The organism is Emcibacter sp. SYSU 3D8 (genome assembly GCF_039655875.1).
In the GTDB taxonomy this organism is placed as follows: Bacteria; Pseudomonadota; Alphaproteobacteria; order SMXS01; family SMXS01; genus RI-34.
The window spans coordinates 877,329-901,663 of the sequence record NZ_JBBYXK010000002.1 but is presented as its reverse complement, the minus strand read 5'-3'; the positions used below and the strand labels follow the sequence as shown (position 1 = coordinate 901,663).

Here is a 24,335-nt window from a genome sequence, read left to right as displayed (position 1 = left end):
GCCGCTCAGGCGAACCGCGCATCCTGCTCGGTCTGGATCCATGATCGCATGGCGCCCACCAGCGCCAGGCAGGTAAGTTGCTCGGTTGCATAGGCGCCGGTGTCGATCCCAATGCGGCTGGGGCGGTCGGACGAGGGGAATTCCTCCGGCTTGAATGCGACCGAATGTCCGTGCACCACGACCTTGCCATGATCCCGGGTCGATCGCAGGAACTCGTCCCGGATCCAGATCAGGTCTTCGGGATCCTGCCGGCGCAGCGGCACGCCGGGCTTCACCCCCGCATGCACGAACAGATAGTCGCCTTCGGTGTGCTGCATCTCCAGCCCGCGCAGGAAGGCCAGATGGGCCGGCGGCAGCGCCCCGGCCAGTGCGTCGCGCAATTCCTTGGCCCGGTCCACGTCCCAACCGTCAACCGGCACTCCATAGCTTGCCATGGTCGCCTCGCCGCCATTCTGGAACCAGACTCCGCCATCGGCCGGCTGGCTGAGAAACCGCAACATCAGGTCTTCGTGATTGCCCAGAAGGCAGACCGATTCGAATCCCGCCGGCGGCGCCAGCAACCGGTCGATAACGCCCTTGCTGTCGGCGCCCCGGTCCACATAGTCGCCGAGGGTGACCAGCACCTTGCGGAAGCCCACATAGCGCGCCGCATGGTTTTCGATCCGCCCGATCACCTCATCGAGAAGGTCCCGGCGCCCGTGAATGTCGCCGATGGCGTAGACACATGTCCGGTCCGGGACCTGGCAGAACTTGCGCCGTTTTCTGAACAGCCCGAACAAGGCCGCCCCTATTTGGGCGGACGCGGCGCGGCGGCCGGCTTCTCGTCGGGAACGGTAGGCGGCAGGTCGATGGCCGGCGTGGCCGGCGCCGACACCGTCGCCGGGGCGGCCGGCGGCGTCTCCACGATCTTGACGATGCGCTGATTGCCGATGCGCCTCGCGTGGTCGGACGGCGTCATGCCGGTGTAGTCGGCCAGGGTCACGTCGGCGCCGGCGCTGACCAGCAGCGCGACGATATCCTCGGATTTGGCCCGCACCGCCTTGATCAAAGCGGTTTCACCCTGCTTGTCCGGCGCGTCGAGATCGGCGTTGTAATAGACCAGCAACTGGGCGGAGGTGAGCTGCTTCTGGGTCGCGGCGCGCATCAGCGCCGTCTCGCCGGTGGACCGGTTGAACAGGTCCGGGTTGGCCTTGTACTCCAGCAGCGTCTTGACCAGGCTGGGGTCGCCGATCTCCACCGCGACCACCAGTGCCGGCGTACTGTCATATTCACGGCCGTTCGGGTTGCCGCCATTGACCAGATAGGGGAGGACCTTGCCGTAATCGTGCTTGCGAATGCTGCGGATGAACTCGGCGTCCGGCGTCATCTGCGCTTGCGCGGCGCCTGCCGACAGGCAGAGCACGGCGACCGCGATCATGAGCCTGCCGCCCAGGCGCCCCCAATATTCCATCATTACCCATCATCCTTCCGTGTTGGCGCTGCACCCTATATATAGGGCGCAAGCCTCGACAAGCGCCGACCCTAAACCAACCCGACCTGCTTGGAAACCCGGCCTCATGCGCCTTCTGATCCCCGTTGCATTCGCCCTGCTGCTTGCCGGCGCCGTTCCGCTTTCCGGATGCGGCGACTCCGGATGCCGGGGCAAGGGCGATGCCGCCGTGCCCATCGGCGGCGCATTCGAGTTGGCCGACCAGACCGGCCGGGCGGTGACCGACGAGACGCTGAAGGGCAAGTACCGGGTGGTCTATTTCGGCTTCACCTTCTGTCCGGACATCTGCCCCACCGAATTGCAGGCGATCAGCGGCGCGCTCGACATGCTGGGCGAGGATGCGGACAAGTTCACGCCCGTGTTCATCACCATCGACCCGGAGCGCGATACGCAGGCGGTGATGGGCAGGTACCTGAAAAGCTTCCATCTGTCCTTCATCGGACTGACCGGGACCGCCGAGCAGATCGCCAAGGCGGCAGGCGCCTACCGGGTGTTCTATTCCAAGGACGTGCCGCCCGACGCGCCGGAAGCCTACATGATGAATCATTCCGGCTACGTCTATCTGATGGACTGCGACGGCAAATATATCCGCCACTTCGATGCCGGCTCATCCGCCGCCGACATGGCCAAGGCGATGCAGGAACTGCTCTAGCCGGACGGCGCTCCCGCCGGATGGTTGCATATTCCTGAAATCGTTTCAGATTCATATATCCGAAACAGTACAGCGGACACGCCATGCTCTATCACACCCACGAACTGCGCCGCATCGCCCTGCAGCCTGCGCGGCTGATGGCGGAAGCCGGACAGTACGTGCTCTCCAATCCGCTCAATCCATGGTCGCAGACCTGGACGGGTAAGGCCATGTCCGCCGCCCTCACCGTGTTCGAGGAAGCCACCCGCCGGTTCGACAAGCCCAGTTTCGGGCTGCACCATACGGTCATCGACGGGGTGGACGTGCCGGTGACCGAGGAGATCGTCGGCCGCCGGGCCTTTTGCCAGCTCAGGCACTTCGCCCGCGAAGGCCGCACCGGCGACCCGCGGCTGCTGATCGTCGCGCCGCTGTCGGGCCATTACGCCACCCTGCTGCGCGGCACGGTCGAATCCCTGCTGCCCGATCACGATATCTATATCACCGACTGGCGCAACGCCCGTGACGTACCGTTGAGCGAAGGCCGCTTCGACCTGGACGACTACATCGACTACGTCCGCGACTATCTGCGGCTGCTGGGTCCGAATACCCATGTGATGGCCGTCTGCCAGCCGGCCGTGCCGGTGTTCGCGGCGGTGGCGCTGATGTCGCAGGACGACGACCCCTGCGTGCCGTCGTCCATGACCCTGATGGGCGGCCCCATCGACACCCGCAAGAGTCCGACCGCGCCGAACAGGCTGGCCAAGGAGCGGACTTACGAGTGGTTCGAGCAGAAGATGATCACCAGAGTGCCGCCGACGGCGCCCGGCTTCATGCGCGAGGTCTATCCCGGCTTCCTGCAGCTGACCGGTTTCCTCGCCATGAACTGGGACCGGCACGTGGAATCCCACGTCAACTATTACAACCATCTCGTGGACGGCGATGGCGACAACGCCCAGAAACACCGGGAATTCTACGAGGAGTACATGGCAGTGATGGACCTGCCCGCAGAATATTATCTGCAGACCATCCGGGTGGTGTTCCAGGAGCACCTGCTGCCGCGCGGCATGATGGTGCACCGCGACCGGCTGGTGAGGCCCGAGGCGATCCGCAAGACGGCGCTGTTGACGGTCGAGGGCGAGAATGACGACATTTCCGGCCCGGGTCAGACCCAGGCCACCCATCCGCTGTGCATCAACCTGCCCGAATCCATGCAGCGCGACTACATCCAGCCGAAGGTGGGCCATTACGGCGTGTTCAACGGCAAGCGCTGGCACACCGAAATCGCGCCGAGGGTGCGCGACTTCATCCGCGCATTCGACCAACCCGCATCCTGAGCAAGCGCATGAGCGATTCCCTGCCGTTCTGGAAGACCACGCCCATGGCCGAGATGAGCCGGTCGCAATGGGAATCGCTGTGCGACGGCTGCGCCCGCTGCTGCCTGCACAAGCTGGAAGACGAGGATACCGGCGAGATCGCCCAGACCAATGTCTGCTGCCGGCTGCTGGACACCGACTCCTGCAGCTGCACCAAATATGCCGACCGCAAGCGGCTGGTGCCCGACTGCCAGGTGTTGACGCCCGAAAACGTGACGATTTTCCACTGGATGCCGCGAAGCTGCGCCTACCGGCGGCTCGCCGAGGGCAAGGATCTGGAATGGTGGCATCCACTGGTCTCGGGCGATCCGGACTCGGTGCACCAGGCCGGCATCTCGGTGCGCGGCAAGGTGATCTCGGAGCGCGACGCCGACGACCTGTTCATGCACCTGGTGGACTGGGAACTGTAGGCGCGCGGTCGGTGATTTCGGGCGCGCCGATCAACAACGCCCTCACCGGAATCAGCGTTCTCCCAGCCAGCTGCTGAAGGCCGCATCCCTGCGAAGGTCAGCAAACGCCATCGGTTCCGCCGGCTTGCCCTGCCGCGTATTCAGGCCCAGCCGCCACCAGCCGACGTCACGCCAGTCGCCCTTCTTGTAGCCAACGTCCGCATAGACACCGATCGCCTCGAAGCCCATCGCCTCATGGAGGCCCGTGCTCGCGGCATTGGGGAGGGCAATGCCTGCGAACGCCGACCGGAAGCCCTGTCGGCGCAGCAGATCGAACAGAACCGTGTAAAGGCGCCTGCCCAGTCCCTTGCGGCGGGCGCCTTCCGCCAGATAGGCCGTGACATCCACCGACCAGCGGTAGGCGGCACGGTCGCGGTGCGCGCCCGCATAGGCATAGCCGAGGACAAAGTCGCCATCGACGGCGACAAGCCACGGGAAGCGCGGCAGCGTCGCCGCGATGCGCCGGCTCATTTCAACCGGCGAGGGCGCCTCGGTCTCGAAGGCGATCCAGGTCTCCTCGACGATGGGCCGGTAGATCGCCGCGCACGCCGCGCCGTCAGTGCTCCTGGCCACCCGAATCTGAATCACCGCGTGTCCCCTTCCGCTTGCCTCGGTAGAGCAGAGCCCTGAGGCTCGACCGGTAGCCGGCGCTACTGGTCGTGATATCCGGAAATTCTAGCTGAGCGCGTCCCGCACCTCGAGGGGTGTCGCGAACCGGCCGCCAAGCTCGTCCCTGAAGAACTGGAAATAGTCCCGGCAGGTGCGAAGCAATCGGGCCCGATCGGATTCGTCCTTCACATAGGGCGTGCAGCCGGGCCGCAGCGACGGGCTATGAAAGCTGAAGGTGAGCACCCGCGTACCGTTGACCAGGAGCTTGCGGGTCAGGCGCTTCAGGTCCGACAGCGGGTGCCCTTCAGGCGACAGCCGGATGCGCTCGAGCAGGCCCAGCCGGGAAAACGCCGCCTTGAGACGCGCCCGCTCCAGCGGGGCCGAGGCGACCACGCCATGCAACGGGTTGCCGATGGGCGACAGCATGCCGCAATAGCCGGCGGTCGACGGCAGTTCCAGCAGCCTGCCGCCCGGTCCAAAGCGGAATGGATCGGCCAGATAGCGCGTGTGGTCGGGTCCACCATCGCGGCGGCCGTCGAAGCTCGGGCAGATGCTGAGGTCGATTTCGAAGCCCAGGTCGGCGATGATTCCGGGCGTGGCCGGGCCGATGCCATAGCGCCCAGCCTTGTGAATCACCGGCTGTATGCCGAAGCTGTCGGTGACGCGGGCGACGAGCGCCTCCAGCTTGGCGCGCTCCAGCGCCGGCGGCAAATTGCCCTGATAGGAGTTTGTCCGGCTGACCGGCTCGTCGAAGGGCGGCGTTACCCAGCCATGCAGCTGGGCGGCTAGCACGGCCCGGCCTGCGGCGACCCAGCCGCGCAGGGCTTCCGTCCGGTCAGGGTTGTCGGCGACCGGATAATCGACCGCATAGACCGGCACGATGCCGAATTCCTCGAACAGTTCCTGGGCGCGGCCCAGTTCGGCAAGAGCCTCCAGCGAATAGCCGGACCGGGCGAAGGGTCTGCTCCAGTCGAACTCCTCCTCGGTATCGATGACAACCATCAGAGCGGGCGCCGCCGTTGCCGGCAGCCTGAGAACGCAGCGCTCGAAATCCGTCATCGCCTCGCCCGGCAACCGTTGGGACGTTCGCACTTTCGGTTATCTGCGCGGGCCGTGCAACCGGGTCAGTCGGCGCTGCTGCGCTTCACCTGGTCGGCACGGACCATCAGGTCCCGCCAGATCCGGGCGGGCATGCCGCCGCCGGCCACATGGTTCATGGGCGAATTGTCGTCGTTGCCCAGCCAGACGCCCGCCACGTATTTGTCGGTGTAGCCGACGAACCAGGCGTTGCGCCATTCCTGGCTGGTCCCGGTCTTGCCGGCGGCCACGTGATTGGACAGCCGGGCGTTGCCGCCGGTCCCGTACGACACCACGGCGCGCATCAAATCGTCGAGTTGCTCGACCTGCTGCGGGGCAACGACCCGTTCCCGGCTTTCCTTGCGCTTGTAGACCTTGTCGCCGTCGGCATCGCGTACTTCGAGAATAGCGTAGGGCCGGGCTTCGTAGCCGCCGTTGGCGATGGTCGCATAGGCACCGGTCAGCTCGATCAGCCGCACTTCCGTGACGCCGAGCGAGACGCTGGGCAAGGTGCTGAGCGGCGTGGTGATGCCGAGGCGCCGCGCCGCCTCCACCACTGTCGACTGGTCGGCGGCGTTGGCAAGCTTGACCGCCACGGTGTTGATCGAATCGGCGAACGCCGTGCGCAGCGTGACCGGTCCGCGAAACTCCCCGTTGTAGTTCCCCGGCTGCCAGCCATCGAGGATCACCGGCGAATCGCGCATCACCGAATTGGGGTCGTAGCCCGCCTCGAATCCGGCCAGATAGACAAACAGCTTGAATGCCGACCCTGGCTGGCGAAGGGCGCGCACCGCCCGGTTGAACTCGCTCTGCTGGTAGTCGCGTCCGCCCACCATGGCGCGGACCTCGCCCGACGGCGTCATCACCACCACGGCGCCCTGGTTGACCTTGCCGTCGGCGCCGGCCTTTTCCAGCCCGCTGGTCAGGGCCTGCTGCGCCGAGAACTGCAGGCCCGGCTCGAATGTGGTCCGGACGGTCAGGTCGCTCGTGGGTTCGCCCACATATTGCGGCAATTCGGTCATCACCCAATCGGTGAAGTAGCGGGCGCTGTCGCCGGCGGCGCGCGAGGCGATCCTGGGCATGGCGATATCGCGGCGGCGGGTCTCGGTGAGGTAGCCGGCGGCGACCATGGCATCGAGCACCTGGCCGGTACGCGCGGCCGCCATACCGGTGTCGTTGAGCGGCGAGTACCGTGACGGCGCCTTCAGCAGGCCCGCCAGCATGGCCGCCTCGGACAGGCTGATATCCTGCACTTCCTTGGCGAAATAGCGGCGCGACGCGGCTTCGACGCCATAAGCGCCGGCACCGAAATACACCCGGTTGAGATATTGCTCGAGCAGCTCGTCCTTGGTGAGGCGGCGCTCCAGCGAATAGGCCAGCAAGGCCTCCTGGACCTTGCGCTTGATCGTCTTGTCCGGAGTCAGAAACAGGTTCTTGGCGAGCTGCTGGGTGAGCGTCGAGCCGCCCTGCCTGACATCGCCGGTGCGAATATTGACCACCACGGCCCGCACCACACCCCAGAAATCCACGCCTTCATGGCTGTAGAAGCGCCGGTCCTCGATCGCCAGTACTGCCTTGATCAGGTTTACCGGCATGCGCTTGCGCGGCACCCATTCACCGCCCACGCCGCCATAGGCGGTGATCTGGGCGCCATGGCGATCCAGGATGGTGACCGCGGGCGGGCGCTTCTGCGCCAGGGTCTTGTCGACATCGGGCAGGTCGACGACCCACCAGACAACGATCAGCAGCAGGATACCGGCGACACCGGCGCCCGCTGCCAGCAGCCAGGCCAGCAGGGTACGCTTCCAGCTACCGCCCTTGCGCGGCGGCGCCGGTTTCTTCGGTGGGGTCTTGCGCGGTGGATCGGGTTTTTTCGATTTTGCCATGGATCAGCGGACTGTCCGGCACGAATGCCGGGGCAGCTTATGCAAGGGAATGGTGACGGAAAGAGGGCGGCTGGGTGCCAAGCTGCATGTCGCCTGTCTCGGTATCCTTCGGGCGCGTTCCTGCGAAACTTTCAGTGAATATAGAATGCGGCTCACCCCTCGGAAGTGGCACATGGGGCCAGATACAAAATATTGTTGCCGGCGCGTAACAGGTTCCCGCAACCCCCGTCAGATATCCAGATTGGCGACCTGGAGCGCGTTGGCCTGGATGAATTCGCGGCGCGGCTCGACCACATCGCCCATCAGCTTCGAGAACATCTCATCGGCGGTGTCGCCATGGCTGACCTTGACCTGCATCAGGGTGCGGGCATCCGGGTCGAGCGTGGTCTCCCAGAGCTGGCTGGCGTTCATCTCGCCCAGTCCCTTGTAGCGCTGTACCGAAATCCCCTTGCGCCCCAGGACGATCACCGCGCGGAACAGCTCGAGCGGCGACGAAATCGTCACCACTTCCTCGCGGTAGCGCAGCGTGGCCGATTGCACGTAGGCCTGATGCAGCTCGTTCGCCATGGCATCGAGCGCCCGCGCCTCGGCGGAATCCATCAATGCGGCGTCGATCACATGTTCTTCCTTCACGCCGCGCAACTCGCGGGAGAACGACAGCCCGCCATGGTCCACCGTGCCGCCGATCCAGCCGCGTTCGGTTTCCGGCGACAGGGCGTTCATGCGCGCCGCCACCTGGTCGGCGAGCCGGACCGCCAGCGCGTCATCGGTCAACAGGTCGCGATTCAGCGCGCCGGCGATCGCCAGCTGCTCGAGCAATGGACGCGAATAGCGGCCGGGCAGGCTTTCCAGCAGCGACTGTACGCGCGAGGCGCGCAGCACCAGGGCCCGCAGATCCTCGCCCGCGCGCTGGGCGCCGTCATGCAGCGAAAGCACCATGTCGCGGATACCGGTCTCGATCAGATAGAGATCCAGCGCCGGCGTGTCCTTGAGATAGACCTCGGACTTGCCGCGACTCACCTTGTAGAGCGGCGGCTGAGCGATATAGAGATGCCCGCGGTCGATCAGCTGCGGCATCTGCCGGTAGAAGAAGGTCAACAGCAGGGTCCGGATATGGGCACCGTCCACGTCGGCATCGGTCATGATGATGACCTTGTGGTAGCGCAGCTTGTCCAGGTTGAAGTCGTCGCGGCCGATGCCCGTGCCGAGCGCCGTGATCAGCGTGCCGATTTCCTGCGAACCGAGCATGCGGTCGAACCGGGCCCGCTCCACATTGAGAATCTTGCCGCGCAGCGGCAGTACGGCCTGGCGGCCACGGTCGCGGCCCTGCTTGGCCGAGCCGCCGGCCGAATCGCCCTCGACGATGAAGAGTTCGGACAGCGCCGGATCACGTTCCTGGCAATCGGCCAGCTTGCCGGGCAGATTGGCCACGTCGAGCGCGCCCTTGCGGCGGGTCATCTCGCGGGCCTTGCGCGCCGCCTCGCGGGCAAGCGCGGCTTCCATCACCTTGCCGACGATGATCCTGGCGTCGGAGGGATGCTCCTCCAGCCACTGATTGAGCTTCTCGTTGATCAGGCTCTCGACCACGGGGCGCACCTCGGACGAGACAAGCTTGTCCTTGGTCTGGGACGAGAACTTGGGATCGGGCACCTTCACCGACAGCACGCAGGTGAGACCCTCGCGGGCGTCGTCGCCGGTCAGCGGCACCTTGTCCCGCTTGGCGCCCATCTGCTCGTTGGCATAGCCGTTGACGGTGCGCGTCAGCGCCGCGCGGAAACCGGCCAGATGGGTGCCGCCGTCACGCTGCGGAATGTTGTTGGTGAAGCACAGCACGTTCTCGTGATAGCTGTCGTTCCACTGCAGCGAGGCTTCCACGATGATGCCGTCGCGTTCACCGGTGACCACCACCGGCGGCGAGTGCAGCGCGGTCTTGTTACGGTCCAGATAGCTGACGAAGGCCGAGACGCCGCCTTCGTAGAACAGCTCCACATGCTTGTGTTCGGCGTGGCGCTGGTCGAACAGATTGATACGCACACCGGAGTTGAGGAACGCCAACTCGCGCAGCCGGTGCTCCAGTGTGTCGTAGTCGAACACGATCTGCGGGAAGGTCTCGCCCGACGGCAGGAAGCGCACCTGGGTTCCGGTCTTGCCATCCGATGGGCCGACCGGCGCCAGGTCTTCCTGCGGCTCGCCGTGGTGAAAGCGCATGTAGAATTCCTGGCCGTTCCGCCAGATCCGCAGCTCGAGCCATTCGGACAGGGCGTTCACCACCGATACGCCGACGCCGTGCAGGCCGCCCGACACCTTGTAGGAATTCTGGTCGAACTTACCGCCGGCATGGAGCTGGGTCATGATGACCTGGGCCGCGGAGACGCCTTCCTCGTGATGGATATCGGTCGGGATGCCGCGACCGTTGTCGGTCACCGAAAGGCTGCCATCCGGATGCAGCACCACGCGGATATCGTCGCAATAGCCGGCCAGCGATTCATCGATGGCGTTGTCCGTCACCTCGAACACCAGGTGGTGCAACCCCGATCCGTCTTCGGTATCGCCGATATACATGCCCGGGCGCTTGCGCACGGCATCGAGGCCGCGCAGCACCTTGATGGAATCCGCGCCGTAGTCGGAACCGTCGTTCGGCTGAATGTCATCGTTAGCCATTGTTCACCTTGCCTTGGGCGACGCCGAGGAACAGCGCCTTGCCCGTCAGTCTTTCGAACAGCGCCCGGTCCGTGCCTGTCATCCAGGCCTGGCAGCCGAGCGCCAGAATCTCGTCGAACAGCGCCTCCCGGCGCGCCTCGTCCAGATGCGCCGCCACCTCGTCGAGCAGCAGCAATGGCGGCGCGCCGCGATGCACCGCCTGAAGCCGCGCGTCGGCCAGCACTACGGCCACCAACAGCGCCTTTTGCTCACCGGTGGAGCACAGCCCCGCCGGCAAACCCTTTGCCAGATGCGTCACTTCCAGGTCGGCGCGGTGAGCGCCTTCCTGGGTCCGGTTCGCATCCCGATCAGCGTGCCGGTTCCGGCGCAGCAGCGCCTGGAGCCGCCCTTCGACGTCAACGGCCGCAAACTCGCCCAGCAGATCCTCGGCCAGACCGCGTACGGTCAACTCGGCGCGGGGGAACGGGCCGATGCCGGCGGCAAGCGCGCCGCGCAGTCGCATCACCGCCTCGCGCCGGGCCGCCGCGATGGCGACGGTAGCCTCGGCCATGCGGCCCTCCAGCGCGCTCAACCAGACGTCGTCGCCGCCGCCGTCGCGCAGCAATTTCAGCCGCTCGCGCATCACCCGCTCATAGGCGCCAACCCGCCTGCCGTGCTCCGGGTCGTAGCCCAGCACCAGCCGGTCGAGGAAGCGGCGCCGATCGGAGCGGCCTTCGATGAACAACCGGTCCATCTGCGGCGTCAACCACACCACCCGGATCAGGTCGGCAAGGGCCGCCGGCCCGCGGGCCGGCGCACCATCGATCCGCACCACGCGGCGCTCGACGCTCCCATCGTCGGCGGCGCCGTCATCGTCGCCGTCGGCGGTCCTGCCCTCGATGCCGGTACCCACGGCAGCCACGCCTGTCGGCGTTTCGATCCGGGCCGCGACCGACCAGCCGCCCGCGCCGCCGATCCTTGCCAGCTCGGGCAGCCGCACGCCGCGCAGCCCGCGTCCCGGCGTGAGATAGGACAGCGCCTCGAGCACATTGGTCTTGCCCGCCCCATTGGGGCCGGTCAGCACCACCGGGCGGGGCGCTGCCTCGATCCGTTCCGCGGCATAGTTGCGGAAGTCGGTCAGGGTCAGCCGGGTAACGGCCAGCGGCAACGCCGCCGCTTCGGGAGCGTTCTCCCGCCCGGCATGTTGTTCGGCCTGCAGCATTCTTTTCCCGGATGCGACCGCGTCAGACGCGCATCGGCATCAGCACGTAGAGGGCAGTGTCGTCGCCGCCGTCCTGAACCAGGGTCGGCGCGGCTGCGTCGGCGAATGACACATGCACCGTGTCGCCTTCGACCTGCCCCATGATGTCTAGCACGTAGCGCGCGTTGAAGCCGATCTCCATGGCCTCGGACGAATATCCGGCGGCCAGCTCTTCCGTGGCCGAACCGCTGTCCGGACTGTTGACGGCAAGCGTTACCTTGTCGGTATCGATGATCAGCTTCACCGCCCGCGATTTCTCGCTGGAGATGGTCGACACGCGGTCGATGGCTTCGGCGAACAGCTTGGCGTCCACCTCGAGCAGCCGGTCGTTGTTGGTCGGGATCACGCGGACATAGTCGGGAAACGTGCCGTCGATCAGCTTCGAGGTCAGCACCGCGTCGGCGAATTCGAAGCGGATCTTGCTGTCGGACAGGCCGACCTGCACCGTTCCGTCGGCTTCGTCGAGCAGCTTGCGGACTTCCTGAATGGTCTTGCGCGGCACGATGACACCCGGCATGCCGGCGGCCCCCATCGGCATGGGCAGGCGAACGCGCGCAAGGCGGTGGCCGTCGGTGGCTACGCCCACCAGCAGGGGTTCCGCGCCATCGGCCACATGCAGGTAGATGCCGTTCAGGTAGAACCGCGTTTCCTCGGTGCTGATGGCGAAGCGGGTCTTGTCGATCAGCTTCTTCAGATCGCCCACCGGCAGGCTGAACCGGTGCGGCAGCGCATCCTCGGCCATCACCGGGAAATCCTCGCGCGGCAGGCAGGCCAGCACGAAGCGCGAGCGGCCGGCGCTGAGCGTCAGGCGCTGTTCGCCGCCGCGATATTCCAGCTCCACCTGGGAGCCGTCGGGCAGCTTGCGGACGATGTCGTAAAGGGTGTGCGCGGGCGTGGTGATCGCACCGGGCGCACTGACGTCGGCCACGACGGATTCCACCACGGCGAGGTCCAGGTCGGTCGCCGTCAGGTTCAGGCGCCCGTCGGCCGCCTCAAGCAGCATGTTGGACAGGATCGGGATGGTCGTGCGCCGTTCGACGACGCTTTGCACGTGGCCCAGCGACCGCAGAAGCGCCGCGCGTTCAATGGTGAGTTTCATGGGCTCTTAGCTATGGTTGAACCTGTAGTGCGGGCCGACAAGCCCCTGATCTTCTTATGTTTTTCGGCACGGCCCAAAAGCCGCCGCCCGGTCCCGGAAACCGCCCCCCGAAGACAGCGCTCAACCGGACCGAGACTTTAACAGAGGAAGGGCGGAAAGACACGAAAAATGGGGCGCTTGGCCCCATGGAACGCCTGGCTGGAGACGGGCCGGAAGGGTCAGGTTTCCAGCGTCCGGCGCAGGTTCTCGATGTCCTGATCGAGGCTGCTGTCGGTCTCGCGCAGTTCCTCGATCCGGCGCACGGCATGCATCACCGTGGTGTGGTCGCGGCCCCCGAACTTGCGGCCGATTTCCGGCAGGCTGCGCGAGGTCAGCTGCTTGGCCAGATACATCGCCACCTGGCGCGGCCGCGCGACGGCACGGGCCCGGCGCGCCGACAGCAGGTCGGACAGCCGCACATTGAAATATTCGGCCACGTGGCGCTGGATTTCGGCGATGGATACCCGCCGGTCGTTGGAGCGGATCAGGTCCTGCAGCACTTCCTGGGTCATCTCCAGCGAGACGGGACGCCCGACAAGCTCTGCATAGGCAGTGACCCGGTTAAGGGCGCCTTCCAGTTCGCGCACATTCGAGATGATCTTGCGCGCAAGGAATTCGGTCACTTCGTTCGGCATGTCCGGCCGGCCCATGGCCTCCAGCTTCGACTGCAGGATACCGACGCGCAGCTCGTAATCGGTCGGATGCACGTCGGCGACGAGGCCCCAACCGAGCCGCGACTTGATGCGGTCCTCGATGCCCTCCAGGTCCGATGGCGACCGGTCGCCCGAGATCACCACCTGGCGGTGCTGGTCGATCACGGCGTTGAAGGTGTGAAAGAACTCTTCCTGGGTGCTGTCCTTGTTGGCGATGAACTGGACGTCGTCGATCATCAGCACGTCGACGGACCGGAACTGTTCCTTGAACGCCATGGTGTCCTTGTAGCGGAGCGCCCGGATGAACTGGTACATGAACTTTTCCGCCGACATGTAGAGCACCTTGCGCTCCGGGTTCCGGGCGCGAATCTCGGCGGCGATGGCGTGCATCAGATGGGTCTTGCCCAGGCCGACACCGCCGTAGAGAAACAGCGGATTGAACTGGACCTTGCTGTTGTTCGAGACCCGGCGGGCGGCCGCATGGGCAAGTTCATTGGACTTGCCCACGACGAAACTGTCGAAGGTGAAGCGCGAATCGAGCGGCGCGCCGTAGGAATCCTCGTTGCCGCCGTCCGGTTCCTCGCCATGGCCGTTGGACCGGACCGGCGAAGCGGCCGGCCTCGTGGCGGGCTGCGCCGCCACGGCGATGGCGATGGGCGGCGGCGACTGGACGCTGACCACCAGTTCCACGTCGATGACCGCCCCGGTTTCCTGGCGCCAATGATCGGTGATGCGGCCAAGATAATGGGTCTTGACCCAATCGCACATGAAGCGTGTCGGGACGGTGATCAGGACCTTCGATCCCTCGGCCCGCAGCACGCCAAGCGGCTTCAGCCAGCTGTCGAAGGTCGCGTCGCCGAATTCGGCGCGCAGCTTGGCACGAATTCCCTGCCACGCGTCCTGCCATGGAGTCATCATTGTCGGGTTGGCCGCATCGTTATCAATCCCCCCGAGTCGGTGGGTTCCCCTGGTCACGGTCGAACGCCTCAATTCTGGGTCCATGGAAGACCACGCGCTTTCCAGCCGTTGACCCGGCCTCGGTGCCGGGCGTCGTCGGGATCCCCCTCGAACCCCTCGGAAACGTTATAGCACCGCGCATAACCCTTCTGGGTCATCAGCCGCGCCGCGGCGGCCGAGCGTGCGCCGGACCGGCACAGGAACAGGATAGGCGCGGTGCGGTCGATGCCGAGGCCGTCGACCTCATCGGCGAATCGCTCGTTGCGCTGGCCCTGCGGAAAGGTCTGCCATTCGATGAAAGCGGGCTTTTTACTGAGCGGCGACAGATCGGCCACGCCCACATAGTTCCATTCTGCCCGCGTACGCACATCGACCAGAATTGCGGAAGGCTCGGATTCCAGCAGTTTCCACGCGTCCTGAGGAGACAAATCGTCCGCGTATTCAGACATTCCCGACCAATCCTCCCAATCCACATTCTGGAAACATGACAATTCCCCAAAGAAGCCTCAGGTCACCACCTTGTACACGAAAGAAGAAACAAACAAAATCCCTGCAGCGGCTACAAGAATAGCCTCTTTATTACACATTTGTTGCTTGCAGAGATCCGCCCGTCTTCGAATCTGGAGGAGAGAGTAGCAAATTACACGGCGTTGGCAACAGCCCCCGTGGACCCCTCGCCGATTTGTGACGGCTCTATGTACATTGCATGAAGCCGCCTACCAGATATGGTTCTGGCGGGTGGCGGCCGATCGGCATGGGTAGAGGGATAGTTGGAGAACCGTTGCCGGCCGGACGCAGTCCGGGCCGGCGCCGAGTCGGGATCAGGCCTTCAGCGAGCGGACGCGCGCGCTGAGGCGAGAGATCTTCCGGGAGGCGGTGTTCTTGGCGAGCACGCCCTTTGAAACGCCGCGCATGATCTCGGGCTCGGCGGCCTTGAGCGCCGCGGAGGCGGCAGCGGCATCGCCCGACGCCAAGGCCAGCTCGACGCCCTTGATGTACGTGCGGATACGACCACGGCGGGCGCGGTTGACGTCAGTGCGACGCTCGGTCTGGCGGATGCGCTTGCGCGCCTGGGGCGAATTGGCCATCTGAATTCCGTCTCAACGCTAAATCACGAACAGGGCGCGGCTTATACGGCCTGTACTTGTACCCGTCAACCATTGGATCGCGCCGGGAGGGCAAGCCATCCCGGCGCGCCGGTTTCAGCGGTTCTTGAACTGGGCCGGACGCTTTTCGACAAACGCGCTCATGCCTTCCTTCTGGTCGTCGAAGGCAAACAGGGCGTGGAAGGTGCGCCGTTCGAATCGGACGCCTTCCGACAATGTGGTCTCGTAGGCCCGGTTGATCGCCTCCTTGGCGACGATCACCGAGGGACGCGACATGTCGGCGATCACCGCCGCCGTCTTCAATGCCTCGTCGATGAGCTGGTCGTTCGGCACGATGCGGCTGACCAGGCCCGAACGCTCGGCCTCCTGGGCATCCATCATGCGGCCGGTCAGGCACATGTCCATGGCCTTCGACTTGCCGACGAATCGGGTCAGCCGCTGGGTGCCGCCCGAGCCAGGGATGACGCCGAGCTTGATTTCGGGCTGGCCGAACTTGGCGCTCTCGGCGGCAATGATGAAGTCGCACATCATCGCCAGTTCGCAGCCGCCGCCCAGCGCGAAGCCGGCCACCGCGGCGATCACCGGCTTGCGGGTACGGGTGACCGTTTCCCAGTTGCTGGTGATGAAGTCCTCGGTGAACACGTCGATGTAGTTCTTGTCCTTCATCTCGGTGATGTCGGCGCCCGCGGCGAAGGCACGCTCGCTGCCGGTGATGACGGTGCAGCCGATGTCCGGATTCTTCTCGATGCCGCCCAGCGCGTCGGTCAGTTCGTCCATGAGCTGGCCGCAGAGCGCATTCAGCGCCTTGGGCCGGTTCAGGGTGATCAGCGCAACCTTGCCGCGCACTTCGAAAATGATGGTTTCGTAAGCCATGGATATCCTCCGGAATGGTTTGCCGTCACAGGGGCTGGCGAGGGTTTTGGCAGAGCTTTGGGCCCCGCGCAAGAATCTGCGGCGCCTATCGCTGGTGCGCGCCGCAGAAGAACGTCGAGCGGCCGCTCTGGACGATTCGCGAGATGGTCCCGGCGCAGCCCGGTTGTCCGCACGCCTCGCCCTCTCGTCCATAGGCCTTCCACGAATGCTGGAAATAGCCCAGTTCCCCGTCCACCTGGGCGTAGTCGCGCAGACTCGAGCCGCCGGCCTCGATGGCCCGCTCGAGCACATCCCGGATGGCGGGCACCAGCCTTTCCGCGCGCTGGCCGGACACGGAACAGGCAAGGCGGCGCGGCGAAATGCCGGACATGTGCAGTGCCTCGCAGACATAGATATTGCCCAGGCCCGCGACCACCCGCTGATCGAGCAGCGCGGCCTTGATCGGCGTGCGCTTGCCGCCCAGCACGCCGGACAGATAGTCCGCACTGAAGCCGTCACCCAGGGGCTCGGGCCCCAGATGGGCGAAATAGGGATGAGCCGCCAACGCCTCTTCCCGCGTCAGCGCCATGAAGCCGAAACGGCGCGGATCGTGGAACACCACGCGGCTGCCGTTGCCCACCTCGAAGATCACGTGGTCGTGGGCCGCGACGGGCGGCGGCTCGCTGCTGCCCTGCGGCGCCCACACATTCATGCGGCCCGACATGCCCAGATGCATGATCAGCACCTGGCCGTCGTCGAGGTGAACCACAATATATTTGGCACGGCGGTCGATTCGTTCGATTCGCCGGCCCTGCAGCCGCTCGCTGAAATCGGGCGGCAGCGGAAACCGCAGATCGGGCCGGCGGGCGGTCACGCCGGTCAGGACCCGGCCTACCATGGCGCCGCGCAGACCGCGGCAAACCGTTTCAACCTCGGGCAGTTCGGGCATGGCGTTTGCTGCAACGTTTCTGGTAGCCGTCAGGCGGGTGGGGTAAGGTGCGCCGCATGATAGAGGATCACGGCGAAAACACAGCCCTTTCCGGGGAAGGCGGCGCAAGCTTCGGCTTCCGCGAGGTCAGCCCCAAGGAGAAAACCGCGCTGGTGCGCGGCGTGTTCGATTCCGTGGCGAGCCGCTACGACGTCATGAACGACGCCATGAGCGGCGGCGTCCACCGGCTGTGGAAGTCGGCCATGATCGACTGGCTGCACCCGCGCCCCGGCATGCGCCTGCTCGACGTGGCGGGCGGCACCGGCGACATCGCCTTCCGCATCCTCGATTCGGCGAACCGCGACGTGCCCGGGGGACGGACACCAGCCGCCGTCACCGTCTGCGACATCAACGAGGCCATGCTGAATGTGGGCCGGGACCGGGCGGTGAACGCCGGACGGCTGGACAATCTGGACTGGATGGCCGGCAACGCCGAGGCGCTGCCTTTCGCCGACGCCTCCTACGACGCCTATACCATCGCCTTCGGCATCCGCAACGTCACCGATATCCCGGCCGCGCTGCGCGAGGCCCGGCGGGTGCTGAAGCCCGGCGGACGGTTCCTGTGTCTCGAATTCTCGAATGTCGAGGTCCCGCTGCTCAAGCAGGGCTATGACTTCTATTCCCTCAATGTCGTGCCGCATATGGGCCGGCTGATCGCGGGCGACGCCGAATCCTACCGCTACCTTGTCGAGAGCATCAGGCGCTTCCCGGACCGGGAGACCTTTGCCGCCATGATCGACGAGGCGGGTCTTTCCCGTGTCTCGGCACGCGCCATGTCGGGCGGCATCGTCGCCCTTCATTCGGCCTGGCGCGTCTGACGCGGCGCCCATGTTCGCCGCCGCCGGCCACTTCCTGAGACTTTTCAAGATTGCCCGCACGCTGGCGCGCCACGATGCCATGTTCCCGCTGGAACTGCTGGCCGTGCCGCCCGCCATGCGCGCCGCGCTGAACCTGCTGACCGTGTTCAACCGGCGCCGCGTGAATGCGGCGATCCCGCCGGGCGAACGGCTGGCGCATGCGCTGGAGGCGCTGGGCCCCACCTTCATCAAGCTGGGCCAGGCGCTGGCGACCCGGCCCGACATTGCCGGTGGCGACGTGGCCGAGGCGCTGACCCGGCTGCAGGACCGGCTGCCGCCTTTCCCCGGCGCGCAAGCCCGGGCGATCATCGCGGCCGAACTGGGCCAACCGGTGGCGGTGCTGTTTTCCGAGTTCGACGACAACGCCGTCGCCGCCGCCAGCATCGCGCAGGTTCACAAGGCGGTGACCGCCGACGGGGTGACCGTCGCCGTCAAGGTGTTGCGTCCCGGCGTGCGCGAGGCGTTCCGTCGCGACCTGGCGACGCTGTACTGGCTTGCCCGGCTGATGGAACGGCGCGTGCCGGACTCCCGCCGGTTGCGGCCGGTGGAAGTGGCCGAGACCTTCGCCGAGACCGTCGCGATCGAGATGGACCTGCGCTACGAAGCGGCGGCCGGCAGCGAATTGCGCGAGAACATGGCGGGAGAACCCGGATTCCGGGTGCCGCGCGTGATCTGGCCCGCCACGTCCGGCCAGGTGCTGACGACCGAATGGATCGACGGCACGCCGCTGGGCGACCGCGCGGCGCTGGTCGCCGCCGGCATGGACCTGAGCGCGCTGGCCGCCGTCCTGGTGCGCGTCTTCCTGCTGCAGGTGATGCGCGACGGCTTCTTCCATGCCGACCTGCATCAGGGTAACCTGTTCGTCGACACCGAAGGCAATCTGGTTGCCGTCGACTTCGGCATCATGGGCCGGCTGGACCGCAAGTCGCGCCGCTACCTTGCCGAAATCCTGCGCGGCTTCCACACCGGCAACTACCGCCGCATCGCCGAGGTGCATTTCGAGGCAGGCTATGTGCCGCGCACCAAGAACATCAACAGTTTCGCCCAGGCGCTGCGCGCGATCGGCGAGCCCATCGCCGGCCGCCGGGTGCGTGACATCTCGTTCGGCAAGCTGCTGGCCCAGCTTTTCCAGATCACCGCCACGTTCGAGATGCGCACCCAGCCGCAACTCCTCCTGCTCCAGAAGACCATGGTGATGGCCGAGGGACTGGCCATGTACATGGACCCGGAAATCAACATGTGGGAGGTGTCGCCGCCGGTGGTGCAGGGCTGGCTGACCGACAATATGGGGCCCGACGCCTATATCCGCGAAGGTGCCGAGGCCGCCCTGTCGGTGCTGCGCTATCTGCCGCTGCTCGCCGACGAACTGGAAAAGCGCGCCGCCGTGCTGACCGCCGAAGGCCTGGTGCTGCACCCCGAAACCGCGCGGCTGATCGGCGATGCACAGAGCCGCCACCTGCGCAATCAGGGCGCGGCGCTGTGGGTGATCGCGGCGCTGCTGGCTCTATTGATAGTAATTCTCAACTAAACTGCTTGTTGTCACGCCGGAATGTGGTACCTACCATAACTACACTTCCGGACCGTGAATTGGCGCCAGGATGCTGCAAGACAAACGGATTCTGCTGATCATCGGCGGCGGCATCGCCGCCTACAAGTCGCTCGACCTGATCCGCCGCCTGCGCGAGCGGGGCGTGCGCGTCCGGGCTGTCATGACCAGGGCGGCCGCCGAGTTCATCACACCGCTGTCCGTCGCCAGCCTGACGGGCGAGAAAACCTACACGGAACTGTTCTCGCTGACCGACGAGGCCGAGATGGGCCACATCCGCCTGTCGCGCGAGGCGGACCTTGTGCTGGTCGTGCCGGCAACTGCGGACCTGATGGCGAGCATGGCGAACGGCAACGCGCGCGACCTTGCCACCACGGCGCTGCTCGCCACCGACAAGCCGGTGATGATTGCCCCCTCCATGAACGTCCAGATGTGGCTGCATCCGGCGACCCAGCGCAACCTGCGCACCCTCGAGGGCGACGGCGTCGTGCGCGTCGGCCCGGGCAGCGGCGACCTGGCATGCGGCGAGGTCGGCGACGGACGCCTTGCCGACGTGATGGATATCGTCGGCGCCGTCGAGACGTTCTTTTCCGCCACGGCCCGTGCCACCGACCGGCCGCTGACCGGACGCCGCGCGCTGGTGACCGCGGGGCCAACCCACGAGGCGATCGACCCGGTGCGCTATATCGCCAACCGCAGCTCGGGCAAGCAGGGCTACGCCATCGCCCAGGCGCTGGCGGCGCTGGGCGCCGAAACGACGCTGATATCGGGCCCGACGACCCTGCCGGATCCGGCCAACGTGTTCACGGTACGCGTCGAATCGGCCCGCGAGATGCTGGCCGCCTGCCAGGCCGCGCTCCCCGCCGACGTGGCGGTCTGCGTCGCCGCTGTCGCCGACTGGCGCATGGCCGACGGCAGCCCGCAGAAAATCAAGAAGAACGGCGGGGGACCGCCCAGCCTGAAACTGGTCGAGAACCCGGACATCCTGGCCACCCTGTCGGCCCGGTCCAACGACCGGCCTGGCCTCGTTATCGGCTTTGCCGCCGAAACCCAGAACGTGGTCGCCTACGCGCAGGCGAAGCGGGACAAGAAGAAGTGCGACTGGATCGTCGCCAACGACGTATCCCCGGGCACCGGCATCATGGGCGGCGACGACAATACGGTGCACCTGGTCACCGCCGATGCCGTCGAGGACTGGCCGCCCGCGAGCAAGTCTGCGGTGGCCGAGCGACTCGCCCGCCGCATCGCCGATTATCTGAAGGAGCCTGCCGCCTGATGCGCGTTTCCGTCTCGATCCGCCGCCTGCCCCACGCGGAAGGGCTGGCCCTGCCCGCCTATCAGACCAGCCAGGCAGCGGGCGCCGACCTGACCGCTGCCATCGGCGAGGACGTGACCATCGCGCCGGGCGAGCGCAGGCTGATTCCTGCCGGCATCGCCATCGGCCTGCCGGAAGGCTACGAGGCGCAGGTCCGGCCGCGTTCGGGCCTGGCGCTCAAGCAGGGCGTCACCGTGCTCAACACGCCGGGAACCATCGACGCGGACTATCGCGGCGAGGTCGGCGTGATCCTGATCAATCTGGGCCACGAGCCGTTCCTGATCCGCCGCGGCGACCGCATCGCGCAGATGATCGTGGCGCCGGTGGTGCAGGCCGAGTTCCACGAGGCCGAACTGAGCGAGACGGCGCGCGGCGCCGGCGGCTTCGGATCGACCGGCAAGGGCTGAGACGTGCTGAAGCTGTCGCGAAAAACCCTTTATGCGCTTGAGGCGGTGGCGGACATCGCCTACAACGCCCGCGCCGAGCCGGTGCAATCCAAGGAAATCACCGCCCGCCAGGGAATCCCGCAGCGTTATCTCGAGCAGGTCATGCAGCAGCTGGTGCGGGCGGGCATTCTGAAGGGCGTGCGCGGCCCGCGCGGCGGCTATCTGCTTGCCCGCGAACGCCGACGCGTCTCCGTGGGCGAGATCGTCCGGGTCATCGCCGCCATGGAGGATGAAGCCGGCGGCGGCTACGAATCCGAATCGGCCATGGGCAAGCGGATCATCGCCCCGTTGCTCGACTCCATCCAGCAGGACATGATGGAACGGCTCGATTCGGTGACCGTCGAGGATTTGTGCAGCGAAGCCGCTGGGACCGGCGTGCCGCGCGAATCCAAAGACCGCCTCGACTTCACCATCTAGAGCGCTTTCGTCACCCGGAAGCCGAACCGAACCTGAATTCCGGATTTTAAAGGAGCGCCACATGCCGATCAGCAAGACGGGGACCAAGGGCCGCGGCAAGGTCTACGATTCCATCATCGATACCATTGGAGATACGCCGCTGGTGCGCATCGACCGGCTGGCCAAGGCCCACAACGTCAAGGCCAACCTGCTGTGCAAGCTGGAGTTCTTCAATCCCATCTCGTCGGTGAAGGACCGTATCGGCGTCGCCATGATCGAAGCCATGGAAGAGGCGGGCGTGCTCAATCCGGACACGGTCATCGTCGAACCCACATCGGGCAACACGGGCATCGCACTCGCCTTCGTCTGCGCAGCCAAAGGTTACAGGCTGATCCTGGTGATGCCCGAGAGCATGTCGACCGAGCGGCGCAAGATGCTGCTGCTGCTGGGCGCCGAACTCGAGCTGACGCCGGCCGCCAAGGGCATGCGCGGCGCCATCCAGCGCGCCGAGGAACTGAAGGAAACCTTCGAGCACGCCGTGATACCGCAGCAGTTCGACAACCCGGCCAATCCGTCGATCCACCGCATCACCACCGCCGAGGAAATCTGGAACGACACCGACGGCGGCGTCGACGCGGTCATCTCGGGCGTCGGCACCGGCGGCACGATCACCGGTGTGGGCGAAGTGCTGAAGGCCCGTAAACCCGGCGTTCTGATCGTCGCGGTCGAGCCCGAGGACAGTCCGGTCCTGTCCGGCGGCCAGCCCGGCCCGCACAAGATCCAGGGCATCGGCGCCGGCTTTATCCCGTCGATCCTCAATACCGAGGTGATCGACGAAGTGCTGACCATCGGCAACGAAACCTCGTTCGCCTATGCCCGGGAACTCGCGAGGACCGAAGGCATTCCCGTGGGCATCTCGTCGGGCGCGGCAATCGCCGCCGCCGTCGAACTCGGCACGCGCCCGGAGATGGCCGGGAAGACCATCGTCATCATCATCCCGTCCTTCGCCGAGCGCTACCTGTCGACCCAGCTGTTCGAAGGGCTTTGATGGACTTCAGCGACGACCAGATCGAGCGCTATGCCCGCCACATCATCCTGAAGGAGATTGGCGGCGCCGGTCAGCAGAAGCTGCTGGCCGCGAAGGTGATGGTGGTCGGCGCTGGCGGCCTGGGCTCGCCGCTGCTGATGTATCTGGCCGCCGCAGGTGTGGGCACGCTGGGGATCGTCGACGACGATACCGTGTCGCTGTCCAACCTGCAGCGGCAGATCCTGCATCAGACCGCCGATATCGGCCGGCCCAAGACCGAAAGCGCCGCCGAGACGCTGGCCGCGCTCAACCCGGACGTGACGGTGATCCTGCATGAGGAGCGGCTGAACGCGGCCAATGCCCTGACGCTCGTGGCCGGCTATGACCTCGTGGCCGATGGAAGCGACAATTTCGAGACCCGGTTCCTGGTCAACGACGCCTGCTATCTTGCCCGGGTGCCGCTGGTCTCGGCGGCCATCGGGCAGTTCGAGGGCCAGCTTTCGACCTACCGCGCATTCGAAGGCGAGAACCCCTGCTACCGCTGCGTCTTTCCGGAGCGACCGCCGCCGGGCACCGTGCCGAGTTGCGCCGAGGCCGGCGTGATCGGTGCGCTGGCGGGCGTCATGGGCTCGTTGCAGGCCGTCGAGGCGATCAAGGAGATCACCGGCATCGGCCAGTCCATGGCCGGGCGCCTGACCATCTACGACGCCCTCGATGCACGCTTTCGCACCCTCAAGCTGCGCCGCGATCCCGGCTGCGCCCTGTGCGGCGAACACGCCACGATCCATGACCTGACGGCGCATGCGGCATGAGTGGCATCGACAAGCTGTCGCTGGTCATCCACTCGGGCGATTATTCCCGCATGCATTATGCGCTGGTGATGGCGAGCGCCGCGGCGGCCATCGGCAAGCCGGTCACCATCCTGTTCGCGGGCAACGCCGTCCAGGCGCTGGCAACGCACTGGCGCATGCCCGACGACGACCACAGGGCGAAGGCCCTGCGGGTCGCCGGACTGGAGGAATTGTTGACCGCCTGCCGCGACCTGGGCGCCCGCCTGCTGGTTTGCGAGACGGCCCTCGCTTTGTGCGAGCTGAAGCCGGCGCAGCTGCGGACCGACCTGAACCTGGAGGTGGCGGGCGCGGTCAGCTTCCTCAACGACGGGTCAGCAAGCGGCGATATGGTTTTCGTGTAAAGCGCCTTATGTTTTGCCATCATTGCCATCAATGATGGCGGAGCGAACCGATGGCCGACATAACCATCCGAAAGCTGGACGACGACGTGATCCGCGGTCTGGCGGTAAGGGCCGCGAAGCGTGGCGTATCGCGTCAAGATGAATCGCGGCGGATTCTCACGGAAGCTGTACGTCGGTCTGCCGACGACATCTGGGAGCGTCTGGCCAGACACCACGAAGAAACACGTGGCACCCAACAGACCGACAGCGCCGAATTGTTGCGCGAAATGCGGGATTCGCGCTAGTGGAGCGTGCGGTCGTTGACGCCAGCGTCGCGATCAGATGGACAGTCGAGGAAAACAATAGAGCGCCGAGGCGTTGCGTCTTGCCTCTACCAGCCTGTTGATCGCACCACAGTTGATGCTCACCGAATGCGCAAACATTCTCTGGCGTAAGGTTCGGCTGGGC

The 24,335-nt window shown here is 65.9% G+C and carries 25 protein-coding genes; 12 read left to right on the top strand and 13 right to left on the bottom strand.

The genetic code is table 11. The features are described from left to right. Nucleotides 1–5 precede the first annotated feature (5 nt). Both WJU21_RS10315 and WJU21_RS10310 read right to left on the bottom strand, forming a co-directional pair. Nucleotides 6–779, bottom strand: coding sequence for a metallophosphoesterase family protein (locus WJU21_RS10315; RefSeq protein WP_346323324.1), 774 nt, complete (start codon nucleotides 777–779; stop codon nucleotides 6–8). 8 nt (nucleotides 780–787) lie between these two features. Further along, a complete protein-coding gene (locus WJU21_RS10310; protein WP_346323323.1) occupies nucleotides 788–1,453 on the bottom strand; it encodes an ankyrin repeat domain-containing protein in 666 nt (221 codons plus the stop codon). Nucleotides 1,454–1,556: 103 nt separating this feature from the next. Here WJU21_RS10310 and WJU21_RS10305 point away from each other — a divergent pair, with 103 nt between their 5' ends. From WJU21_RS10305 to WJU21_RS10295, 3 genes are all read left to right on the top strand, one after another. Then, a complete protein-coding gene (locus WJU21_RS10305) occupies nucleotides 1,557–2,141 on the top strand; it encodes an SCO family protein (protein WP_346323322.1) in 585 nt (194 codons plus the stop codon). Between the two features lie 83 nt (nucleotides 2,142–2,224). After that, entirely contained in the window at nucleotides 2,225–3,454 is a 1,230-nt protein-coding gene (gene phaZ, locus WJU21_RS10300) for a polyhydroxyalkanoate depolymerase (RefSeq protein WP_346323321.1), read from the top strand. A gap of 8 nt (nucleotides 3,455–3,462) precedes the next feature. Beyond that, nucleotides 3,463–3,903, top strand: a complete 441-nt coding sequence (locus tag WJU21_RS10295) for a YcgN family cysteine cluster protein (RefSeq protein WP_346323320.1) — start codon at nucleotides 3,463–3,465, stop codon at nucleotides 3,901–3,903. A gap of 51 nt (nucleotides 3,904–3,954) precedes the next feature. On the opposite strand, the gene WJU21_RS10290 is transcribed toward WJU21_RS10295, so the two are convergent. From WJU21_RS10290 to mutM, 11 genes are all read right to left on the bottom strand, one after another. Beyond that, complete coding sequence (locus WJU21_RS10290) at nucleotides 3,955–4,530, bottom strand: arsinothricin resistance N-acetyltransferase ArsN1 family B (protein ID WP_346323319.1); 576 nt, start codon at nucleotides 4,528–4,530, stop codon at nucleotides 3,955–3,957. Between the two features lie 87 nt (nucleotides 4,531–4,617). Continuing rightward, entirely contained in the window at nucleotides 4,618–5,610 is a 993-nt protein-coding gene (locus tag WJU21_RS10285; protein ID WP_346323318.1) for a polysaccharide deacetylase family protein, read from the bottom strand. A gap of 65 nt (nucleotides 5,611–5,675) precedes the next feature. Next, nucleotides 5,676–7,514 (bottom strand): PBP1A family penicillin-binding protein, encoded by a 1,839-nt coding sequence (locus WJU21_RS10280; RefSeq protein ID WP_346323317.1) that lies wholly within the window; start codon nucleotides 7,512–7,514, stop codon nucleotides 5,676–5,678. 228 nt (nucleotides 7,515–7,742) lie between these two features. After that, entirely contained in the window at nucleotides 7,743–10,175 is a 2,433-nt protein-coding gene (gyrB, locus tag WJU21_RS10275) for a DNA topoisomerase (ATP-hydrolyzing) subunit B (RefSeq protein WP_346323316.1), read from the bottom strand. Then, nucleotides 10,168–11,376, bottom strand: coding sequence for a DNA replication/repair protein RecF (gene recF / locus WJU21_RS10270; protein ID WP_346323315.1), 1,209 nt, complete (start codon nucleotides 11,374–11,376; stop codon nucleotides 10,168–10,170). The genes gyrB and recF overlap by 8 nt, the downstream gene beginning before the upstream one ends. A 22-nt stretch (nucleotides 11,377–11,398) precedes the next feature. Next, nucleotides 11,399–12,514 carry a DNA polymerase III subunit beta gene (dnaN, locus tag WJU21_RS10265; protein ID WP_346323314.1) on the bottom strand — a complete coding sequence of 372 codons (1,116 nt, stop codon included), beginning with the start codon at nucleotides 12,512–12,514 and terminating at the stop codon, nucleotides 11,399–11,401. Between the two features lie 218 nt (nucleotides 12,515–12,732). Then, nucleotides 12,733–14,124 carry a chromosomal replication initiator protein DnaA gene (gene dnaA, locus WJU21_RS10260; protein WP_346323313.1) on the bottom strand — a complete coding sequence of 464 codons (1,392 nt, stop codon included), beginning with the start codon at nucleotides 14,122–14,124 and terminating at the stop codon, nucleotides 12,733–12,735. A gap of 68 nt (nucleotides 14,125–14,192) precedes the next feature. Then, nucleotides 14,193–14,612, bottom strand: a complete 420-nt coding sequence (locus WJU21_RS10255) for a rhodanese-like domain-containing protein (protein WP_346323312.1) — start codon at nucleotides 14,610–14,612, stop codon at nucleotides 14,193–14,195. Between the two features lie 372 nt (nucleotides 14,613–14,984). After that, on the bottom strand, nucleotides 14,985–15,251 hold the full coding sequence (gene rpsT / locus WJU21_RS10250; protein ID WP_346323311.1) for a 30S ribosomal protein S20: 267 nt from the start codon (nucleotides 15,249–15,251) through the stop codon (nucleotides 14,985–14,987). 114 nt (nucleotides 15,252–15,365) lie between these two features. Then, complete coding sequence (locus tag WJU21_RS10245; RefSeq protein WP_346323310.1) at nucleotides 15,366–16,142, bottom strand: enoyl-CoA hydratase; 777 nt, start codon at nucleotides 16,140–16,142, stop codon at nucleotides 15,366–15,368. A gap of 85 nt (nucleotides 16,143–16,227) precedes the next feature. Continuing rightward, nucleotides 16,228–17,070 carry a bifunctional DNA-formamidopyrimidine glycosylase/DNA-(apurinic or apyrimidinic site) lyase gene (mutM, locus tag WJU21_RS10240; RefSeq protein WP_346323309.1) on the bottom strand — a complete coding sequence of 281 codons (843 nt, stop codon included), beginning with the start codon at nucleotides 17,068–17,070 and terminating at the stop codon, nucleotides 16,228–16,230. 56 nt (nucleotides 17,071–17,126) lie between these two features. Between mutM and ubiE the strand changes: the two genes are divergently transcribed. The 9 genes from ubiE to WJU21_RS10195 all read left to right on the top strand — a co-directional run bounded on the left by ubiE (nucleotide 17,127) and on the right by WJU21_RS10195 (nucleotide 24,172). Further along, nucleotides 17,127–17,927 carry a bifunctional demethylmenaquinone methyltransferase/2-methoxy-6-polyprenyl-1,4-benzoquinol methylase UbiE gene (gene ubiE, locus WJU21_RS10235; protein WP_346323308.1) on the top strand — a complete coding sequence of 267 codons (801 nt, stop codon included), beginning with the start codon at nucleotides 17,127–17,129 and terminating at the stop codon, nucleotides 17,925–17,927. A gap of 10 nt (nucleotides 17,928–17,937) precedes the next feature. Then, nucleotides 17,938–19,494, top strand: coding sequence for a 2-polyprenylphenol 6-hydroxylase (gene ubiB / locus WJU21_RS10230; RefSeq protein WP_346323307.1), 1,557 nt, complete (start codon nucleotides 17,938–17,940; stop codon nucleotides 19,492–19,494). A gap of 70 nt (nucleotides 19,495–19,564) precedes the next feature. Continuing rightward, nucleotides 19,565–20,788 (top strand): bifunctional phosphopantothenoylcysteine decarboxylase/phosphopantothenate--cysteine ligase CoaBC, encoded by a 1,224-nt coding sequence (gene coaBC / locus WJU21_RS10225; RefSeq protein WP_346323306.1) that lies wholly within the window; start codon nucleotides 19,565–19,567, stop codon nucleotides 20,786–20,788. After that, nucleotides 20,788–21,234, top strand: a complete 447-nt coding sequence (dut, locus tag WJU21_RS10220; protein ID WP_346323305.1) for a dUTP diphosphatase — start codon at nucleotides 20,788–20,790, stop codon at nucleotides 21,232–21,234. Before coaBC ends, dut begins: the two co-directional genes overlap by 1 nt. A 3-nt stretch (nucleotides 21,235–21,237) precedes the next feature. Further along, a complete protein-coding gene (locus WJU21_RS10215; protein ID WP_346323304.1) occupies nucleotides 21,238–21,690 on the top strand; it encodes an Rrf2 family transcriptional regulator in 453 nt (150 codons plus the stop codon). Between the two features lie 61 nt (nucleotides 21,691–21,751). Beyond that, nucleotides 21,752–22,717: a cysteine synthase A gene (cysK, locus tag WJU21_RS10210; RefSeq protein ID WP_346323303.1), complete on the top strand. Its 966-nt coding sequence runs from the start codon at nucleotides 21,752–21,754 to the stop codon at nucleotides 22,715–22,717. Then, nucleotides 22,717–23,508 carry a molybdopterin-synthase adenylyltransferase MoeB gene (gene moeB, locus WJU21_RS10205; protein ID WP_346323302.1) on the top strand — a complete coding sequence of 264 codons (792 nt, stop codon included), beginning with the start codon at nucleotides 22,717–22,719 and terminating at the stop codon, nucleotides 23,506–23,508. Before cysK ends, moeB begins: the two co-directional genes overlap by 1 nt. Beyond that, on the top strand, nucleotides 23,505–23,888 hold the full coding sequence (locus tag WJU21_RS10200) for a DsrE family protein (RefSeq protein WP_346323301.1): 384 nt from the start codon (nucleotides 23,505–23,507) through the stop codon (nucleotides 23,886–23,888). The genes moeB and WJU21_RS10200 overlap by 4 nt, the downstream gene beginning before the upstream one ends. A 50-nt stretch (nucleotides 23,889–23,938) precedes the next feature. Continuing rightward, entirely contained in the window at nucleotides 23,939–24,172 is a 234-nt protein-coding gene (locus WJU21_RS10195; RefSeq protein WP_346323300.1) for a hypothetical protein, read from the top strand. Nucleotides 24,173–24,335 lie beyond the last annotated feature (163 nt).

Excerpts from the sequence above, each read along its gene's own strand:
- WJU21_RS10310 (WP_346323323.1), bottom strand. The coding sequence starts at position 1,453 with ATGATGGAATATTGGGGGCGCCTGGGCGGCAGGCTCATGATCGCGGTC.
- WJU21_RS10305 (WP_346323322.1), top strand. The coding sequence starts at position 1,557 with ATGCGCCTTCTGATCCCCGTTGCATTCGCCCTGCTGCTTGCCGGCGCC.
- phaZ (WP_346323321.1), top strand. The coding sequence starts at position 2,225 with ATGCTCTATCACACCCACGAACTGCGCCGCATCGCCCTGCAGCCTGCG.
- WJU21_RS10295 (WP_346323320.1), top strand. The coding sequence starts at position 3,463 with ATGAGCGATTCCCTGCCGTTCTGGAAGACCACGCCCATGGCCGAGATG.
- WJU21_RS10285 (WP_346323318.1), bottom strand. The coding sequence starts at position 5,610 with ATGACGGATTTCGAGCGCTGCGTTCTCAGGCTGCCGGCAACGGCGGCG.
- WJU21_RS10280 (WP_346323317.1), bottom strand. The coding sequence starts at position 7,514 with ATGGCAAAATCGAAAAAACCCGATCCACCGCGCAAGACCCCACCGAAG.
- gyrB (WP_346323316.1), bottom strand. The coding sequence starts at position 10,175 with ATGGCTAACGATGACATTCAGCCGAACGACGGTTCCGACTACGGCGCG.
- recF (WP_346323315.1), bottom strand. The coding sequence starts at position 11,376 with ATGCTGCAGGCCGAACAACATGCCGGGCGGGAGAACGCTCCCGAAGCG.
- dnaN (WP_346323314.1), bottom strand. The coding sequence starts at position 12,514 with ATGAAACTCACCATTGAACGCGCGGCGCTTCTGCGGTCGCTGGGCCAC.
- dnaA (WP_346323313.1), bottom strand. The coding sequence starts at position 14,124 with ATGATGACTCCATGGCAGGACGCGTGGCAGGGAATTCGTGCCAAGCTG.
- WJU21_RS10255 (WP_346323312.1), bottom strand. The coding sequence starts at position 14,612 with ATGTCTGAATACGCGGACGATTTGTCTCCTCAGGACGCGTGGAAACTG.
- rpsT (WP_346323311.1), bottom strand. The coding sequence starts at position 15,251 with ATGGCCAATTCGCCCCAGGCGCGCAAGCGCATCCGCCAGACCGAGCGT.
- WJU21_RS10245 (WP_346323310.1), bottom strand. The coding sequence starts at position 16,142 with ATGGCTTACGAAACCATCATTTTCGAAGTGCGCGGCAAGGTTGCGCTG.
- mutM (WP_346323309.1), bottom strand. The coding sequence starts at position 17,070 with ATGCCCGAACTGCCCGAGGTTGAAACGGTTTGCCGCGGTCTGCGCGGC.
- ubiE (WP_346323308.1), top strand. The coding sequence starts at position 17,127 with ATGATAGAGGATCACGGCGAAAACACAGCCCTTTCCGGGGAAGGCGGC.
- ubiB (WP_346323307.1), top strand. The coding sequence starts at position 17,938 with ATGTTCGCCGCCGCCGGCCACTTCCTGAGACTTTTCAAGATTGCCCGC.
- coaBC (WP_346323306.1), top strand. The coding sequence starts at position 19,565 with ATGCTGCAAGACAAACGGATTCTGCTGATCATCGGCGGCGGCATCGCC.
- dut (WP_346323305.1), top strand. The coding sequence starts at position 20,788 with ATGCGCGTTTCCGTCTCGATCCGCCGCCTGCCCCACGCGGAAGGGCTG.
- cysK (WP_346323303.1), top strand. The coding sequence starts at position 21,752 with ATGCCGATCAGCAAGACGGGGACCAAGGGCCGCGGCAAGGTCTACGAT.
- moeB (WP_346323302.1), top strand. The coding sequence starts at position 22,717 with ATGGACTTCAGCGACGACCAGATCGAGCGCTATGCCCGCCACATCATC.
- WJU21_RS10200 (WP_346323301.1), top strand. The coding sequence starts at position 23,505 with ATGAGTGGCATCGACAAGCTGTCGCTGGTCATCCACTCGGGCGATTAT.
- WJU21_RS10195 (WP_346323300.1), top strand. The coding sequence starts at position 23,939 with ATGGCCGACATAACCATCCGAAAGCTGGACGACGACGTGATCCGCGGT.